This window comes from Thalassospira tepidiphila MCCC 1A03514, assembly GCF_001662875.1.
GTDB lineage: Bacteria > Pseudomonadota > Alphaproteobacteria > Rhodospirillales > Thalassospiraceae > Thalassospira > Thalassospira tepidiphila.
Genome location: NZ_JPVZ01000008.1, coordinates 1 through 14,659 on the forward strand (window position 1 = coordinate 1; position 14,659 = coordinate 14,659).

At 54.2% G+C, this 14,659-nt stretch carries 15 protein-coding genes; 10 read left to right on the forward strand and 5 right to left on the reverse strand.

Features of this window, described 5'->3' with window-relative positions; all coding sequences use genetic code 11:
- Window positions 1–152: 152 nt before the first annotated feature.
- Window positions 153–518, forward strand: coding sequence for a GFA family protein (locus TH4_RS15820; protein WP_064781890.1), 366 nt, complete (start codon window positions 153–155; stop codon window positions 516–518).
- A gap of 23 nt (window positions 519–541) precedes the next feature.
- Here the strand turns inward: TH4_RS15820 and TH4_RS15825 are convergent, their stop codons facing one another.
- The 3 genes from TH4_RS15825 to TH4_RS15835 all read right to left on the reverse strand — a co-directional run bounded on the left by TH4_RS15825 (window position 542) and on the right by TH4_RS15835 (window position 2,487).
- Window positions 542–1,213, reverse strand: a complete 672-nt coding sequence (locus TH4_RS15825; RefSeq protein ID WP_064781891.1) for a 5-formyltetrahydrofolate cyclo-ligase — start codon at window positions 1,211–1,213, stop codon at window positions 542–544.
- Between the two features lie 141 nt (window positions 1,214–1,354).
- Window positions 1,355–1,561 carry a cold-shock protein gene (locus TH4_RS15830; protein WP_008892097.1) on the reverse strand — a complete coding sequence of 69 codons (207 nt, stop codon included), beginning with the start codon at window positions 1,559–1,561 and terminating at the stop codon, window positions 1,355–1,357.
- Between the two features lie 200 nt (window positions 1,562–1,761).
- Window positions 1,762–2,487 carry a hypothetical protein gene (locus tag TH4_RS15835; RefSeq protein WP_157097774.1) on the reverse strand — a complete coding sequence of 242 codons (726 nt, stop codon included), beginning with the start codon at window positions 2,485–2,487 and terminating at the stop codon, window positions 1,762–1,764.
- Window positions 2,488–2,709: 222 nt separating this feature from the next.
- Between TH4_RS15835 and TH4_RS20700 the strand changes: the two genes are divergently transcribed.
- From TH4_RS20700 to TH4_RS15845, 3 genes are all read left to right on the forward strand, one after another.
- On the forward strand, window positions 2,710–2,850 hold the full coding sequence (locus TH4_RS20700; RefSeq protein ID WP_157097775.1) for a hypothetical protein: 141 nt from the start codon (window positions 2,710–2,712) through the stop codon (window positions 2,848–2,850).
- Window positions 2,851–3,032: 182 nt separating this feature from the next.
- Window positions 3,033–4,058, forward strand: coding sequence for a GGDEF domain-containing protein (locus TH4_RS15840; RefSeq protein ID WP_064781893.1), 1,026 nt, complete (start codon window positions 3,033–3,035; stop codon window positions 4,056–4,058).
- Window positions 4,059–4,275: 217 nt separating this feature from the next.
- Window positions 4,276–5,310: a hypothetical protein gene (locus TH4_RS15845; RefSeq protein ID WP_064781894.1), complete on the forward strand. Its 1,035-nt coding sequence runs from the start codon at window positions 4,276–4,278 to the stop codon at window positions 5,308–5,310.
- A 101-nt stretch (window positions 5,311–5,411) separates the two neighbouring features.
- Here TH4_RS15845 and TH4_RS15850 read toward each other — a convergent pair whose 3' ends face one another.
- Both TH4_RS15850 and TH4_RS15855 read right to left on the reverse strand, forming a co-directional pair.
- Window positions 5,412–5,744: a hypothetical protein gene (locus tag TH4_RS15850; protein ID WP_008892093.1), complete on the reverse strand. Its 333-nt coding sequence runs from the start codon at window positions 5,742–5,744 to the stop codon at window positions 5,412–5,414.
- A 130-nt stretch (window positions 5,745–5,874) separates the two neighbouring features.
- Window positions 5,875–6,498 (reverse strand): LysE family translocator, encoded by a 624-nt coding sequence (locus TH4_RS15855; RefSeq protein ID WP_064781895.1) that lies wholly within the window; start codon window positions 6,496–6,498, stop codon window positions 5,875–5,877.
- Window positions 6,499–7,128: 630 nt separating this feature from the next.
- On the opposite strand from TH4_RS15855, the gene TH4_RS15865 reads away from it, so the two are divergent.
- From TH4_RS15865 to mrdA, 6 genes are all read left to right on the forward strand, one after another.
- Window positions 7,129–8,679, forward strand: coding sequence for a 2-isopropylmalate synthase (locus TH4_RS15865; RefSeq protein ID WP_008892090.1), 1,551 nt, complete (start codon window positions 7,129–7,131; stop codon window positions 8,677–8,679).
- 104 nt (window positions 8,680–8,783) lie between these two features.
- Complete coding sequence (locus tag TH4_RS15870; RefSeq protein WP_245227944.1) at window positions 8,784–9,719, forward strand: dienelactone hydrolase family protein; 936 nt, start codon at window positions 8,784–8,786, stop codon at window positions 9,717–9,719.
- Window positions 9,720–9,901: 182 nt separating this feature from the next.
- Complete coding sequence (locus TH4_RS15875; RefSeq protein ID WP_008892088.1) at window positions 9,902–10,942, forward strand: rod shape-determining protein; 1,041 nt, start codon at window positions 9,902–9,904, stop codon at window positions 10,940–10,942.
- A 126-nt stretch (window positions 10,943–11,068) separates the two neighbouring features.
- Complete coding sequence (mreC, locus tag TH4_RS15880) at window positions 11,069–12,064, forward strand: rod shape-determining protein MreC (RefSeq protein WP_064781898.1); 996 nt, start codon at window positions 11,069–11,071, stop codon at window positions 12,062–12,064.
- Window positions 12,061–12,576, forward strand: coding sequence for a rod shape-determining protein MreD (gene mreD, locus TH4_RS15885; RefSeq protein ID WP_008892086.1), 516 nt, complete (start codon window positions 12,061–12,063; stop codon window positions 12,574–12,576). The genes mreC and mreD overlap by 4 nt, the downstream gene beginning before the upstream one ends.
- A 165-nt stretch (window positions 12,577–12,741) precedes the next feature.
- Entirely contained in the window at window positions 12,742–14,658 is a 1,917-nt protein-coding gene (gene mrdA, locus TH4_RS15890) for a penicillin-binding protein 2 (protein ID WP_064781899.1), read from the forward strand.
- Window position 14,659: the final 1 nt, after the last annotated feature.

Consider the following 14,659-nt stretch of genomic DNA (forward strand, 5'->3'; position numbering starts at 1 on the left):
AGTCCTGGTTCGAATCCAGGTTCCCCAGCCACTTTGCCCACCCTTCCCACGACACTTTTCGACCAACCGCAATGTCGCTCAATTGCAGCGCGAACACGTTCGATTTAAAGTGCCTGATCATTGATGGCATCTATTTTGGACGGGGACGTTGCATGAAAAAGGTTTCTGGTGGCTGCCAGTGCGGTAAAATCCGCTTTGAGACAGGAGATGAACCGCTTCGGGTCGGGCTGTGTCACTGTATGGATTGCCGCAAGCATCACGGGGCGTTGTTTCATGCCTCGGCCATTTTTCCGGAAACGGCGGTCGAGATCACTGGAAAGACCCAAAGTTATCAGGGGCGGCATTTCTGTCCTGATTGCGGGTCGTCGGTGTTTTCATGCAGCGATGACGAGATCGAGCTTCATCTGGGCGCGATGGATGCCCCGGATCAGTTCATCCCGACCTATGAGCTCTGGACGATCCGGCGTGAAAAGTGGCTGCCTGAATTTCCTGTCAAACACCTTTACGATCGCGACTGAACCATCAATCGCGGAGAAGCTGCCTAGTCACTTAAATGGCAAGGCGGTGATGTTTGATCGGGCTTGTCCGCATCAGCTGTGGGCTGCCCGTCAATATAGCGCGTCCCGTGTTCGGTGATCAGCACATCGACAGGCACGTCATATTGATGCGGAAGAATGTCATCAAGCCGGGTGGCTTCAAATCCGATACCAACCACCAACGGTTTTCGCGTAAGCGTCGCCAGTGTCCGGTCAAAAAACCCGCCGCCATATCCCAGACGATACCCCGCCGGGTCGAACCCGACCAACGGGGCCAATAGCACATTTACAGCGACTTCCTTGCTATTGGCCGGCTCGGGGATCCGTGCAAAGCCCGGCACCATTTCGGTATCGGGCGTCCAGTCATGAAAGATCATCGCCTGATCCTTGCCTGGAACCACCGGAAGGGCTGCCTTACCGCCTGATTTGACGTGGGCCGTGACCACCGGACGCAGATCAATTTCGTTCTGGATCGGCCAATAAAAACCGATCGTTGCGGCGGGCCGATCCTTTAGGAAGGTCGCGAAATGAGCACGGATTTGATCGGAAAGTTTTTGGTGGGTTTGCGCATCAAGTCCGGCGCGCCAGCCAAGCAAAACCCGCCTGACGGCGTGGCGCCATTCCGACTGTGTGGTTGCATCACCGCCAACAGGTGCGGCAGGAAGATCAAGGATCATGAATGCCCGGAGAGTTTGCTGGTTTGATAAAAGTCACGCGTTCAGGCGACACCAACAAGCGGGCCCCAAAAACGCATAACGCGCCGGAAGGCCGGCGCGTTAACGGTTGTCAGCAAAGAAAGCTGCAAGCCAGATAGAAATTTAGAGAATGGCGAGTTCTTCTGCCGACATGCGGCCGTTGCGACCTTCAATCAGCTCAAACTGAATTTTCTGCCCTTCATCAAGTCCCTGCAGACCAGCACGCTGAACAGCGGTGATGTGCACGAATGCATCTTTGCCGCCCTCGTCCGGGGTGATGAAGCCATAACCCTTGGTCGCATTGAACCACTTAACCGTTCCGGTAGCCATATCCGTAGTCGTCCTTAGTTTAGTATGCGCATCCCCAAAGTCAGGAATGCATGAAAACAGTCCCTGCATTACACCGACCAAAAGCGCAACCACCATCAACCAGAGAGCGACCACACACTTGAAAGATGCACTGCATCGTTTCAATAATTACCCAATTTTCGGCTTAGTGCAATGGATTCATGCATGAAGTTCTTTTTTCGCTACCACGCGTAATCGACCATGTGACGCAGGTCACCATGCGGCACCTGCCCGGAACCGGACACACCCATAGATGAATCAAATGCCGAAACGAATTCCCGTAAGGGTTCTGTATCGCGGCAGATCAGCGAGATGTCGACGGTGATCACCGGGGGCAGCTCGGCCTCGATGATATCGGTTCGGCCAAACATGCGGATATTGGTGCTGTCACCGATGATCCCGGTCAGTCGCCCGGCCGCAAGCAGCTCGACAGCCTGCTCGAGACTTCCGAGATCGTGCCAGACGATCTCGCCACGGATCGACAGACTCGGCCTTGGCAGATTGGCAAGGATTCCGATATCGACCTGCGGCAGGGTGCGGATATCGGCACCGATACGCTGGAACACGCGAAGTTCGAAGCGAACCTTGCTTTTTGAGGCAATGGTGTCTTCAAAACGTGCCGGGTGGGATGCAAGAATACAGTCGGTCAGCCCCGCATCAAGCGCATCGCGAAAACGGTTATAAGGAAAAACATCAAAGGCAACCGGACGCTGTTGCGCGCCAAGCAGGGTAATGAACCGCCGCTGACCGGGTAGAGCGTATTGGCTCCATTTGGTGTCAAACACGATATTGCTGGCAACGCGCACCGTATCAGCTGCGTGCGCACCAGAAACACCAAGATCGCAGACGATAAAAAGCCCGACAAACAGGGCTGCTCGCATCGCTATTCGGCTGGTAACAAGGATCAATTAAACGCCCTGCCCTCGTGGTTATTACAGATGCCGTCACGCGCAAGCCGTTCCCAGGCAACATTCGACTAATAGCCATATAAGGTCGCCCGATCTGAATACCAGATAGTGATAATAGAAAGACTGCCCCGCACACCGTCAGTAAGGATGAAATGAAGTTCTTGCACCAAATTGGGGCAGAAGGCAGGACAGCCTGAAAATGGACAAAATCAGCAGATTTTCATGGCAGGCAGAGTGATCATTCCACGATCCGGCGTCGTATATGCCAGTACCGACTTTACAGGCGTCAAGCGCAAGACGCCGTTGTCACCTGACTATATCGACAGCCATTCATTCGGGATGTCTGAATTTGTCATTGTCTGAGGGGTAGAAGTGCGTGACAAAGCCCCTTGCTTTAGACGATGATAGAGCAAGCCTAATATAAAAAGTATATCTTGCACCTAAATGTGCACGGGCACCCTAGAGCATCGGTTAGTAGCGATGCAGGGTTTAAGTTGGGACACGCTTGACTGAATGGATATGATATTCGGATCGGATAACAGGAAGTGACAGCGACAACCAAGATCGCAAACCCACGCGACATTGCGCATAACGTTATGGCGCTCGTCAACGAGCTCAACTTGCAGCCGACGCCACAGGTTTACCATGTTTTCTACAGCTACCTGACAGACGAGGTGCCCGAACTCAGTCAGTTGATCAAGGTCTTGATCCGCAACACGCAGGATCTTGATGAAGAGACAGTTTTCCGAATTTACCACAAGTATCTCGGCACCCACGCGATGCAACAGCATCTGAAACAAGGGGTCGAGGGGCTGCAGTCTGCTGTCGAACGTGTCGAAATGGCGGTAACGTCGGTCATGCGGGAGACGGATACTTTCTGTGGCGATATCGAGGTCGCATCACAGCAGTTGCTGGCCTCGGACATCACATTGGAGGACGCCCGGACTGTCAGCCGTGGCTTGTCGGAAAGATCCAGCAAGGCGCGCGATACATACAGCTCCTTTAACGGCAGCCTTGAGGAATATCACAAGGAAGTGCTCAGGGTCCGTACCGAGCTTGAGCTAGTCCGCCGGGATGCCCTGACCGACACCTTGACCGGAATTGCCAACCGCAAGAATTTTGACACGTCGCTTCGCGATGCGGTGACGACGACAATGGAGTCCGGCGCACCATTATCGCTTTTGATGATCGATATCGACCACTTCAAGGAATTCAACGATAATTTCGGGCACCGTGCCGGTGACGGCGTCCTGAAGGCTGTGGCGCGTGTGCTGGTCAGTTCGACAAAGGGTGCAGACACCGTTGCCCGTTATGGTGGCGAAGAGTTTGCGATCATCCTGCCCGATACCGAGCCGGAGAACGCGGCAAAGCTTGCCAACAAGTTGCGACAAAACGTGTCAAACCAACATATTATAAACAAAAAAACCGGCAAGGATTTCGGCAAGTTAACCGTTTCAATTGGCTTGACGGCCTATAATCTTGGAGAGAATATAATGGAGTTTGTGGACCGTGCGGACAAAGCGCTTTATATGGCGAAGCAGGATGGCAGGAACACCTGCGTCACGCAGTAAAAAGCGCTCTGGCGGACCACGACAAAACAGGGCATGAGTGAAGACATCTCTGAGAACAGAGAGCCTAGATAAAAAAGATCAAAAAAATCAACCATGACACCGAGCCAACACACGTGTCCTAATAGGCCGAAAAGAACAGAAACGATGGTCTAACAATCGGGTCTGTCATGTACAACATACCTATGGTGTGCAGTGGCCTTGCAGGGCGGAGAAGCAGATGAAGACACCGAACAGCGAACGTAAAATCGAGCTAGAACACAAGATTTTCAAAACGTTCGAAGAATGCCACTTTCAGAAGTCTGATATCTCAGACGAAGCTCTTTTTGTCCTGAAAATGGCAGAAGGCTCGGTTGTGTCTTTGCCACTTAAGGCGATTTGCCGCGAATTCGATATTGATCCGGAATCCAAGGATGGCGATCTAATTAGCCTGATCGACAAGTCGCTTAACTTTGTTAACGTCCTGCGCCCAGGCGACAACCTGCCGCTTGAAGTTCTGACCGGTGAAGCATCATGGGCTGTTGACGAAGATCACAAGGCGATTGCCTACAACCGTATTACCATGCAGTTGGTAACCTGGATGTCGGGGAGCGAAGAACTCATCACCGACCCGGATCAACTCATGCAGATTGCCGAAGATCCGAACACCAAAAAGAAGATCAACCAGGCTTTTGACGAAGTTGCCGAAAAGCTTGGTTTTGGCAAAGAAAACCGCGAAGAAGTCGTCAATCTTGTGCATCAGGTCGCTGATGAGCTGTCCTATATCGAGACGCTCCGCGTGAAGTATCGCAAGATCCTGATGGTGGATCGCAAGTTGCAAGACCTTCGCCGCATCTATGCACATGAAAAAGGTGTTCTCGAAACCGTCACACAGGCTATTCGCCTGCTTGATGACGCCAAGAAGAAGTTCGAAAACACGTTTGACGAACTTGATGCCAATACCGGCGAAATCATGTCAGTTCTGCGTAACTTCACGTCGCAGCGCCAATATATCCGCAGCCAGCGTGATGACCTTTATAAACGCCTGCGCGCTTGGGAACCATTGATCGAACAGTGGGAAGAACTTGAACTTGAACGCGGTCCCAAGGCTGTCAATCTGGTCAAACAGACTTACCAGTTCCTGGCCCCACGCTTCATGAAGGTCAAGCAATGGCTGCTTATGACCAAGGTGCAAGACGGCGTTTCCGAGCAACACAACTTCAAGAACGAAGACGAACGCATGGGCAAGCTCAAAGGCAAGATGATGCAGTGGTAGACTTGCCCGCCCTGCTGGGAATAGAAAAAGGCGCGCTGTTCAAGCAAGGCGCGCTGTTCAAGCGCGCCTTTTGTGTTGCTAAGCTGCCTTGTCGACCTGCCTTAGCGGGCCTTCTCACCGGTCATGGTGATTTTAAGCGCCACATGGTCATCCAAAACCGCAATCGACTTGGATGCATTTGCCGGCACCGGGACCTTGCGATCAATGCAATAGGCAATCATCGCAGCCGCAAGTTCTGCGCCTGCGGTTGGGACAATCAGCTTCTGGCCTTCATCAGAAGTAACCGTCATACGTGCGATGACTTCCGGCTTTCGTTCCACCTCAAAGCTGCTGATCTGACCGGGCGGCAGCGCCTTGCCGGTGCGTCGACCATGGGCCAGAATTGCCTTGATCAGTTCGCCGTCCTCGAAAACGATACAGCGTATCTCGCGCATGGTCGGAAATCCTCAAAACAGTTGTTTGATTACATATTGTTATGACGAAACAACAAAACAAACATCAAATTCAGGCAACGTGTTGAAATAATGCCCAAAGCACAACCAAACGCCGCGAACGGCCACCAGATCAGCTGCTTGCCAACCAGATGCCAACGCCGATCATCAATGTTCCGGCGACACGGTTAAGGATGCGCACGTTACCGCTTTTTTCAAGGAAGCGTCGCAATGACCGTCCACCGGTGGCATACATCGTCATGCAGATCAGCTCGGTCACCAGAATGATTGCAACCAGCACCGAAAGCTGTGGCGCGATGGGATGCTGCAAACTGATAAATGGCGGCAGCAGGGAAATCATAAAGGCCCAGCCCTTGGGGTTGGCAATCGCGGTCACAAAGCCCTGTGCTGCCAGCCCGGCTGCTGTTGCTGTCTTGGCACCTTCGACTTCGCCGGAAATCGCCATGCGCCCGCGCGAACGCCACAACTGAATGCCAAGCCACGCCAGATAGGCCCCGCCGATATACTTAAACACCGCGAATACAGCCGGATACTGCAGCATGATCGCCGCCACGCCCAGTGCCGAGGCAACCACAACAATGCCCACACCAATCAGTTCACCCACCATCATCCAGAGTGTGCGTTTCAGACCAATTGTCATGCCAAGGGTCAGCGCAAGTGTCATGCACATACCCGGCGTAATAGAGACAAAGAAGGCCGTAGGGATGAAGGCCCCGATCAACGACAAACTCAGCATAATGGTTCCTGTGGCTTGGATGGCGCTCCGCCCTGACCGTCACCATTGGGGGCGTGACGTCATAAGGGACAAAATCACTACCTGATTAGTTAAATTCCGACCAGTATCTTTTTGGTATGGCCGAAATGACATTTCGGTTGCCGTGTAGCACGCTGCCAAAACAGCACGATGGCCCAAATATCGTAGCAGAAACGCACGAGCCAAACCCGGCCCCGCTAAATTCCACTCAAAAAACAGACCAAAAGGTACAAAAATTACTTGACCTGAAGGGGTTCGCCGACGAAATTGGGGGCGTCGCCAGCAACAGCTGGCATCCTAAGCCAATTGATGAAGACCGATGACCGCAGACATTTGCAACATTGATGCATATGCCGACCGTGCCGAAGCCTCCGCTTCGCACGCTTTCGTGCTGTCTGCCCTCAACCTACTTTCCGGTCTCCTTGGTCTAGCAGAGCTAGGCGCGCTACGACTTACTCGCCCCTGAGCGAACCATGCCGGTCCGGATCACACGCAAAACATGTCGATCCATTAGCCGCAGCTCAGGGGAAAAAGTCGCGCCAGACGGCCCGCACTCCTTCCAGACAGAATTTACATACCGGGCACAGACCCGAATGATCAGGAAACAAGACAATGGCTAGTGCAAACGACAATCGCGTCATCATTTTCGACACCACCCTGCGTGATGGGGAACAGTCCCCGGGTGCATCGATGACGCTTGATGAAAAGCTGCGCGTGGCGCACGCACTGGCGGAACTGAAGGTTGATGTCATCGAAGCAGGCTTTGCCATCGCATCGAACGGCGACTTCCAGTCCGTCCATGAAATCGCCAAGCAGGTCAAAGGACCGACCATCTGTTCGCTGGCACGTGCCGCCAAAGGCGACATCGAACGCGCAGCAGAGGCATTGGAACCGGCTGAGAATAAGCGTATCCACACCTTCATCTCCACCAGCCCCCTGCATATGAAATACAAATTGCAGATGGAACCGGAACGCGTTCTTGAAAAGGTGATTGAAAGTGTGACACTGGCGCGCAAATTCACCGACGATGTTGAATGGTCGGCAGAAGACGGTTCGCGTACCGAACATGACTTCCTGTGCCGTTGCGTCGAAGCGGCCATTGATGCCGGTGCCACCACCATCAACATCCCCGATACGGTTGGCTACACCACGCCGACTGAATATGCCGAACTGATGACTATGCTGTTTAACCGCGTGCCGAACATCGACAAGGCGATCCTGTCGGTTCACTGCCACAACGATTTGGGTATGGCGGTTGCCAACTCGATCTCGGCGGTGAATGCCGGGGCGCGTCAGATCGAATGCACGATCAACGGTCTGGGCGAACGTGCCGGTAACGCCGCACTCGAAGAAATCGTTATGGCGATCAACACCCGTAACGATGCCTTCCCGTTCACCACTGGCATTGATACCACCAAGATCATGAACGCATCGCGTCTGGTTTCCGCTGTTTCCGGCTTTGTCGTACAGCCGAACAAGGCAATCGTCGGCGCGAACGCCTTTGCCCATGAAAGCGGTATCCATCAGGACGGCTTCCTGAAGAATTCCGAAACCTATGAAATCATGAAGCCGGAATCGATTGGTTTGAACAAATCAAGCCTGGTCATGGGCAAGCATTCCGGTCGTCATGCCTTCAAGGAAAAGCTTAAGGAACTGGGCTTTACCGATTTGGGTGATAACGCCATCGAAGACGCATTTGCCCGCTTCAAGGACTTGGCCGACAAGAAAAAAGAAGTCTATGACGATGACATCGTCGCCCTGGTCGATGACGGCATGCGCGACAACGAACATATCAAGTTCGTTGGCCTGACCGTTACTTGTGGCTCCAAAGGTCCGCAGACCGCGGAACTGGAACTGACTGTTGACGGTGAAACCCGCACAGCCAAGACCACCGGCGATGGCCCGATTGATGCGACGTTTAACGCGATCAAGGAAATCTATCCGCATGACTGGCGCCTGAAGCTCTATCAGGTCCATGCCGTGACCGAGGGCACCGACGCCCAGGGAACGGTCACAGTCAAACTCGACGGCGAAGATCGTACGGTTGTCGGCAACGCATCGGATACCGATACCGTGGTTGCATCCTGCCTTGCCTATGTCACGGCAGTTAACAAGCTGATCGAAAAAAGCAAGAAAACCGCACCGGATGCGATGGCATCCTAAGCAAAGCTTACCGGTTTAAATTCAAAGGGCGGCACTTGTGCCGCCCTTTTCTTATGTGTGAATGGTGGCATGGCCAACGGTGTGATAGAATTTGGCACCCGTGAATGGAGTTGCCCATGGCTAGGCCAAGCAAAGCTCTGCGTGCGTTTCCACATGTTCTGATCGTTACGATTGCTGTAGCCCTGTCTGTTGGCACGGTCACAACCTCCACAAACGCGTTCGCACAAACGCCGACAATGCAATCGGGTCAGCCTGTCACTGTACCGTCACTGCCCTACCCCAAAAGCGGTTTGAGGCAGCGCTTGATTGCCGCCGGGAAAGCCATCCCGAACGTCGATGAAAGCCTGCAAGCGGGTATTCCAGCAGTTTATTTCGAACCGGCTGCGGGCAATGGAAACGCAAAGCCACCTTACCCTGCCGTCGTCGCCCTGCCCGACTGTGACAACCATTTTCCGGAAACGTGGATCACGATCCTGCGACAAAGCGGATATGCGGTGCTTTTGATCTCACCACCTAACGCCCATCCGACGCAGGATTACTGTGGTGGCGGGGAACTTCAAACGCCGAAACACGGTCTGTCCTACTGGGCGTTCGATGCCATCAGCGCGCTTCATTACCTTGCCGGGGTAAAATCCATTGCGCCAAACAACATTGCCGTCTTCGGTTATGGTTATGGTGCCGGCGCAGCTCAGCTGGCGATTTATCGTGATGGCCATGCCAAACACTACCAACACCGATTTAAGGCGCTTGTCGGGCTAAGGCCGCAATGTATGTCGGAAATGGACAACTTTGTGCCCAGCCTGCTTGTGGCTGTAAAAAATGATCCGTTTAACCCGCCGGCATGGTGTGAATGGCGTATGGATCGCGACCTTTACAACGGGCGCGAACTCGTTCGGTTTGAAGTCGTTGAAAACAGCGAAATGATTGAAAAACAAACGACTCGCAAAACGTTGCAAATAGAAAACAGTCCGCTTGTAGTCTCACTGGTGACAGATTTCCTTTCTGCAATGGGCATCTCGGAAAATATAGGACGAAATTGAATTTCTCCGCCAAGACCATATTACTGATCATGTTTTTGATGCCTTATTTCAGGAAAATTACGCGCCTTAATTATTCCTCAATCCCCTGAGCAGATTATTCGTGCATCGGCTTATTCCTTACGCTATCAAAGCCGGTACATTCGCTTTTGAGATTTTACTTTTAACCGGGGCATAGGGCAGGAATGTTTTCCAAGCTTCTTGGGGTTTTATCCTCCGACATGGCGGTGGATCTGGGCACCGCGAACACACTGGTTTACGTTAAGGGACGAGGCATCGTTCTGAACGAACCATCCGTGGTGGCCATTACCGACGAAAAAGGCAAGAAACAGGTCCTTGCAGTTGGTGAAGAAGCCAAACAGATGCTCGGTCGTACCCCGGGGTATATTCAGGCGATCCGCCCGTTGCGTGACGGCGTTATTGCGGAATTCCACATCGCCGAGGAAATGATCAAGCACTTTATCCGCAAGGTCCATAACCGTCGCAACTTTGCCAGCCCGGAAGTCATCATCTGCGTACCGTCAGGTTCGACCGCAGTTGAGCGCCGCGCCATTCAGGAAAGTGCCGAAAGTGCTGGCGCGCGTAAGGTCTGGCTGATTGACGAGCCGATGGCCGCTGCCATTGGTGCCGGCCTTCCGGTGACGGAACCGACCGGCTCCATGGTTGTCGATATCGGCGGTGGTACCACCGAGGTTGCCGTTCTCTCGCTGGGCGGTATCGTCTATGCGCGTTCGGTACGTGTCGGTGGTGACAAAATGGATGAAGCGATCATTGCTTACATCCGTCGCACTCATAACCTTCTGGTCGGCGAAAGCACCGCCGAACGCATCAAGAAGGAAATCGGTTCTGCCTGTGCACCGGATGACGGTGATGGCGCAACTGTAGAAATCCGCGGTCGTGACCTGATGAACGGCGTTCCGAAGGAACTGCTGATTTCTGAACGTCAGATCGCAGAAAGCCTTGCAGAGCCTGTTTCGGCAATCATCGAGGCGGTGAAAGTTGCCCTCGAACAGACCCCGCCGGAACTTGCTGCTGACATCGTGGACAAGGGTATTGTCCTGACCGGTGGCGGCGCGATGCTTGGCAACCTTGATTACGTTCTGCGTCATGCAACCGGTCTTCCGGTTTCGATTGCAGATGATCCGCTTTCCTGCGTTGCACTGGGTACCGGTCGCGCGCTGGAAGAGAAAAAGATGCTGCGTAACGTCCTGCACACAGCATACTGATAAAAAAGCGGCCTTGAATATCATCACCGGGTCGTATCCTTACTGGACGCGACTCGGTGATTTCGTTATGGTTGAATATCCCGCACGGGATGAAGAACAACCTTTTGGGAATTCGCGGGGAATACATTGGCACAGCATGGTGGTCCGCAGCAGCGTATCTTTTCGCCGTTACGCACGGCCCTTCACCGCTTCGCTTTCATACTGCTGATTTTATCGGCCTTTGGCCTGATGCTTCTGGGCAAGGCCGATACTGTTCTGATCGAGCGGATCCGCGCCGCGTCGGCTGATCTGGTGTCGCCGGTGATGAACGTCATTTCCCGCCCTGCGGCCAGCATCAACGAACTGACCGACAAGATTTACAACCTTGCCCATCTTTACGAAGAAAACGAGCGCCTGCGCCGCGAAAACCAGCAATTGCTGGCCTGGCAGCAAGCCGCACGCAATCTGTCACATGAAAATGCCCGTCTTCGTGATCTGGCAGGCTACACCTCGCCGCCGGCCCTGCATCTGGTGACCTCACGCGTGATTGCGGATATGGGCGGTGCCTATGCCCACAGCGTCATGATTTCCGCCGGATCACGCGATGGCGTTGCCAAGGGGCAAGCCGTGATTTCGGACGAAGGCCTGATTGGTCGCGTTGCCGAGGCGGGGTATCAGGCGTCCCGTGTTCTTCTGATCACCGATATCAACTCGCGTGTGCCGGTTGTTGTGGAAAATTCGCGCGACCGTGCATTTCTTTCCGGTGACAACACCAACCGTCCGCTTCTGACCTTCCTAACCGCGGATGCGGCCGTTGCACCGGGTGACCGCATTTTGACATCGGGCCATGGTGGTGCGTTCCCACCGGGCATTCCGATCGGGGTTGTATCATCGGTTTCCGAAAATGCCGTTCGCGTTGCGCCGATGTTCCGCCGCCATCAACTGGAATATCTGCGTGTTGCTGATTACGGCCTTCAGGGCATCCTGAGCGAGGACCGCATTCGCCAAAGCCAACCGTCCAACGATGCGAACATTACAGAAGTATCGCCGGACCTTCCTGATGGCGTCGGCATTGTTCCGGCAGGCCCGACCGGCAACGAAGGCACATCCCCCTCCACCAACGCGGCAGGGGAAGCCCAGTGAAACCCGGCGTCTGGCATCGACTGGACATTATTGCCCGCGGCCTTTTTCCTGCCTTCAGTGTTTTCGCTCTGTTGCTGATTAATCTTCTGCCGCTCAGCGTGCCGTTGTTATCAACCGCCTCACCGGCACTGGCATTGATGGCCGTATTCTACTGGTCGGTTAACCGCCCTGACCTTTTGACGGCTGTCACGGCCTTCCTGCTGGGGCTGTTGCAGGATCTGTTGATGGGCTTGCCGCTTGGCGTCAGTTCGCTTGTACTCGTGCTGGTGCAAACCGGATCTGCAAGTCAGGGGCGCTTTTTCCATAACAAGCCGTTCAGCGTGATGTGGTGGGGCTTTGCATTGGTGGCCATTCCGGCACTTCTCGTTCAATGGTTGCTGAGTTCGGCCCTGATCGGTGCATTGTTGCCCTTCAAGGCCACCATGATCAGCTATGTGTTGACGGCTGCCTTGTTCCCGATTGTTGCCTGGGTTCTGGCGCGCGCACAAAATACCCTTTTGCGTTATGTCTAGTCTGCCATGCGCGAATGACGAACTGCGCAATATTGATGTTTTGGCAACGGCTACTAGCTATGATGGGGAAAGGCTGTTTTAATCCCCGAACAACCGGGATAAAACGGGCCAGAAATTGAACACTCGGCCTTACGGCTACTGACGAAATACAGGTATCCAACGCCCATGTGGCATCGTGACTCAGACCGGTTCAGACTGTTTACCCGACGCGCCCTGATGCTGGGTGCGGGCAAGGGTGTATTGCTGACTGGTCTTGCCGCGCGGATGTACTACCTGCAGGTCCTTGAAAGCGACCGCTATCAGACGCTGGCCGATGAAAACCGCATTTCCCACCGCCTGCTGCCGCCGCCGCGTGGACTGGTGACCGACCGTTTCGGTGCACCACTTGCCGTAAACCGGCAGAACTATCACATCATGATCGTGCGCGAACAGACACCCGATGTCCGCCGCACGCTTGAAATCCTGGATCAGATCATCGAGCTTGGCCCCGACACCATCGAGCGCGTTGAACGCGATGCTGCCCGTCGGCGTTCCTTTGTTCCGGTCACGGTGCGCGACAACCTTACATGGGATGAAGTCGCACGCGTCGGTGTCAATGCCCCCGACCTTCCCGGACTGATCATTGATGCCGGACGATCACGCGACTATCCCGAAGGACCGCACCTTGCGCATACACTGGGTTATGTTGCCGCCGTGTCTGAGAAAGAGCTGACAGGCGATCCGCTTTTGGAACTGCCGGGCTTTACCATTGGCAAAAGTGGCGTTGAAAAAGTTTATGACCTGGCACTGCGTGGCACGGCCGGCACCAGCCAGGTCGAAGTCAATGCCCTCGGCCGCGTTATTCGCGAACTTGAACGCGAAGAAGGTGACAGTGGCAACACCGTAGTGATGACGCTTGATCTTGAATTGCAGCGCTACACCAATCAGCGGCTGTCGGATCAGGAAAGTGCCGCCGCCGTGGTCATGGACATCCATAACGGTGAAGTGCTCGCCCTGTCGTCACATCCGGCCTATGACCCGAACGCCTTTACCAATGGCATTTCGCACAAGCTTTGGAACAGTCTGGTCAACAACCCGTATGCACCGCTTTCCAACAAGGCTGTGAACGGCACCTATGCGCCCGGTTCGACCTTCAAGATGTGCGTCGCACTTGCCGGACTGGAAGCAGGCATTATTTCGCCCAACCAGAAATTCTTCTGTAACGGGCATCTTGATCTTGGGAATGCACGTTTCCACTGCTGGAAACGTGGTGGTCATGGCTGGATGAACATGCATGACTCAATCAAGCATTCCTGTGACGTCTATTACTACGAAATCTCCCAGAAAATCGGGATCGACCGCATTGCGGCCATGGCAAACAAGCTGGGCCTCGGCGAAGATACCGGCATTGACCTTCCCAACGAACGTAGCGGCTTGATCCCGACCAAGGACTGGAAGGAAATCCAGCTTGGCAAACGCTGGCAGGGCGGTGAAACACTTATCGCCTCTATCGGGCAGGGCTATGTTCTGGCAACGCCGTTGCAACTTTGCACGATGACTGCGCGTCTGGCCTCCGGCAAGGCGGTGCGCCCACACCTGACGCGTGACAACGTCACCCCCGAAGGCGTTACCAGCCGCCAGGCCGAAGAATTTCCGGAACTTCAGGTCAGTCGTGCCAACCTGGCCCGAATTCGTGATGCAATGAACGGCGTGACCAACGAATTGCGTGGCACAGGCCATGGCGCACGGATCGCCATCAAGGGCATGGAAATGGCTGGCAAAAGTGGTACCAGTCAGGTTCGCCGCATCACCATGCGCGAACGCCAGACAACCGGGGTGCTCGATAACAATGACTTGCCGTGGAAATACCGTGACCACGCCCTGTTTGTTGCCTTTGCGCCGGTCGATAACCCACGTTATGCCTGTTCAGTGGTGGTTGAACATGGCGGTGGTGGTTCAAGTGTTGCGGGCCCGATTGTCCGTGACCTGCTGCTAAAAGCGCAGGAACTGCAATCTGCGCGTCAGGGCATCTCGGCCGCCGACCAGCCTAATAGTGCAAATCTCCGGCGCAATCCGGCCCACACCGATCAGGACGAGGGTTAAG

Excerpts from the sequence above, each read along its gene's own strand:
- TH4_RS15820 (WP_064781890.1), top strand. The coding sequence starts at position 153 with ATGAAAAAGGTTTCTGGTGGCTGCCAGTGCGGTAAAATCCGCTTTGAG.
- TH4_RS15825 (WP_064781891.1), bottom strand. The coding sequence starts at position 1,213 with ATGATCCTTGATCTTCCTGCCGCACCTGTTGGCGGTGATGCAACCACA.
- TH4_RS15830 (WP_008892097.1), bottom strand. The coding sequence starts at position 1,561 with ATGGCTACCGGAACGGTTAAGTGGTTCAATGCGACCAAGGGTTATGGC.
- TH4_RS20700 (WP_157097775.1), top strand. The coding sequence starts at position 2,710 with ATGGCAGGCAGAGTGATCATTCCACGATCCGGCGTCGTATATGCCAGT.
- TH4_RS15845 (WP_064781894.1), top strand. The coding sequence starts at position 4,276 with ATGAAGACACCGAACAGCGAACGTAAAATCGAGCTAGAACACAAGATT.
- TH4_RS15850 (WP_008892093.1), bottom strand. The coding sequence starts at position 5,744 with ATGCGCGAGATACGCTGTATCGTTTTCGAGGACGGCGAACTGATCAAG.
- TH4_RS15855 (WP_064781895.1), bottom strand. The coding sequence starts at position 6,498 with ATGCTGAGTTTGTCGTTGATCGGGGCCTTCATCCCTACGGCCTTCTTT.
- TH4_RS15865 (WP_008892090.1), top strand. The coding sequence starts at position 7,129 with ATGGCTAGTGCAAACGACAATCGCGTCATCATTTTCGACACCACCCTG.
- TH4_RS15870 (WP_245227944.1), top strand. The coding sequence starts at position 8,784 with ATGGAGTTGCCCATGGCTAGGCCAAGCAAAGCTCTGCGTGCGTTTCCA.
- TH4_RS15875 (WP_008892088.1), top strand. The coding sequence starts at position 9,902 with ATGTTTTCCAAGCTTCTTGGGGTTTTATCCTCCGACATGGCGGTGGAT.
- mrdA (WP_064781899.1), top strand. The coding sequence starts at position 12,742 with ATGTGGCATCGTGACTCAGACCGGTTCAGACTGTTTACCCGACGCGCC.